This window comes from Cellulomonas septica (assembly GCF_012396155.1).
Taxonomy (GTDB): Bacteria; Actinomycetota; Actinomycetes; order Actinomycetales; family Cellulomonadaceae; genus Cellulomonas; species Cellulomonas septica.
Map to the genome: position 1 here is coordinate 1 of NZ_JAAXOY010000725.1, position 1,702 is coordinate 1,702.

Consider the following 1,702-nt stretch of genomic DNA (forward strand, 5'->3'; position numbering starts at 1 on the left):
CGGCTGCGGGCGACGGCATCGCCGCCAGGTCGTCAGCGGGCGCGGGCGTGCGCGCGGTGTCGTCCGGGGTCTTGCGCTCGGCCATATGCAGAGATACCTTTGCAAAGTCTTCTCTGCAAAGAACTCTTTGCAGAACTTCCTCTTCAATCCTAGGGGCGCACGATGAGCACGCAGCACTCCCCCGCCGCAGCCGCACCCGTCGAGCCGACTGCCGTGCCGCCCGTCGAGCCGCTGGGTCGCCGGTTCACCGCCGCCCTCGGCGCCACGGGCGCCGCCAACCTCGCCGACGGCGTCCTCGGCATGGGCGTCCCCCTCGTCGCCCTCACGCTGACCCGCTCGCCCGGGCAGATCGCGCTCATCACCGCCGCCGCGTGGCTGCCCTGGCTGCTGCTCGGGCTCGTCGCGGGCGTCCTCGTCGACCGGCAGGACCGTCGCGTCGTGCAGATCGTCGCCATGACCGTCCGCGCGGCAGTGCTCGCGACCGGCGTCGCCCTCATCGCGACCGACCGCCTCACCATGACGGCCCTCGTGATGATCGCCCTCGTCTACGGCGCGACCGAGGTGTTCGCCGACCTCGCCGCCGGCGCGCTCGTGCCCGACCTCGTGCCCCGGTCGCGGCTGGGCGCCGCCAACGGCCGGACGCTCGCCGTCCAGACCGTCACCAACTCGTTCGTCGGCGCCCCGATCGCCGGCGCCGTCCTCACCCTCGGGACCGGCTGGGTCTTCGGCGTCCCCGCCGCGCTCGCCGTCGCCGCCGCCGTGCTGCTGTGGCGCGGCATCCCCGGCCGGTACCGCCACGAGCGCACCGAGCGGAAGCGCGCCGGCCGCGAGGTCGTCGAGGGCGTCACGTTCCTCGCGCGGCACCGCGTCCTCGGCCCGCTCCTGCTGTCCGGCTCGCTCATGAACATGGCCAGCACCGGCTACTTCGCGGTCTTCGTCCTCTGGGCCGTCGGGCCGGGTTCGGAGCTCGGGATGCGCGCCGAGCACTACACGCTCCTCGCGGCCACGCTCGCCGTCGGCGCCGTCGGCGGGTCGTTCGTCGCCGAGGCCCTCACGCGGCGCGTCGGGGAGGTGCGCCTCATGCTCGGGTGCTGGCTCGCCAACAGCCTGCTGCTGGTCGTGCCCGTCCTCGTGCGCAGCGTCGGCGCCGTCGCCGTCACGCTGTTCCTGCTCGGCTTCACCAACACGATCGGCAACGTCATCTCGATGTCGATGCGCCAGCGGATCGTCCCCGCGACCATGCTCGGCCGCGTCGGCGGCGCCGGGCGGACCCTCGGCTACGGGCTCATGCCGGTCGGTGCGCTGCTCGCCGGGTTCGTCGCCGAGACCTGGGGCCTCGAGGCCGTGTTCGTCGGCGGCACCGCGCTCGCCGTCCTCGCGACCCTCGGCTCGATGGCCGTCGTCCGTCAGCGCATGGTCGACGCGGCCGAGGCCGCCGTGCTCGCCGCGGCGGTGGCCCACGACGAGGACGACGCTCGGCCCGACGACGAGACCCCGTCCGACGGGGGCGACACGCACGGCGCCGTCCAGGACGACGACAGCCGGACCGACGACGACCGGGAGGTCGCCGCGGTGCGCACGACCGACGTCGCCGCACCTCCCACGAACGGCGCCCCCACGACCGCCACGCCCGACGAGCCCGTCCGCACGGACGCCCGGCCCGTCGCCCGACCCCTCGCGGAGGCCACCGCCTGATCCCGAG

1 protein-coding gene is annotated in these 1,702 nt (G+C 74.7%); it reads left to right on the top strand.

Annotated elements, in window-relative coordinates; translation table 11 throughout:
• The first annotated feature begins 162 nt into the window (after positions 1-162).
• A complete protein-coding gene (locus tag HGA02_RS18585; protein ID WP_246248077.1) occupies positions 163-1,695 on the top strand; it encodes an MFS transporter in 1,533 nt (510 codons plus the stop codon).
• The last annotated feature ends 7 nt before the right edge of the window (positions 1,696-1,702 follow it).

Excerpts from the sequence above, each read along its gene's own strand:
- HGA02_RS18585 (WP_246248077.1), top strand. The coding sequence starts at position 163 with ATGAGCACGCAGCACTCCCCCGCCGCAGCCGCACCCGTCGAGCCGACT.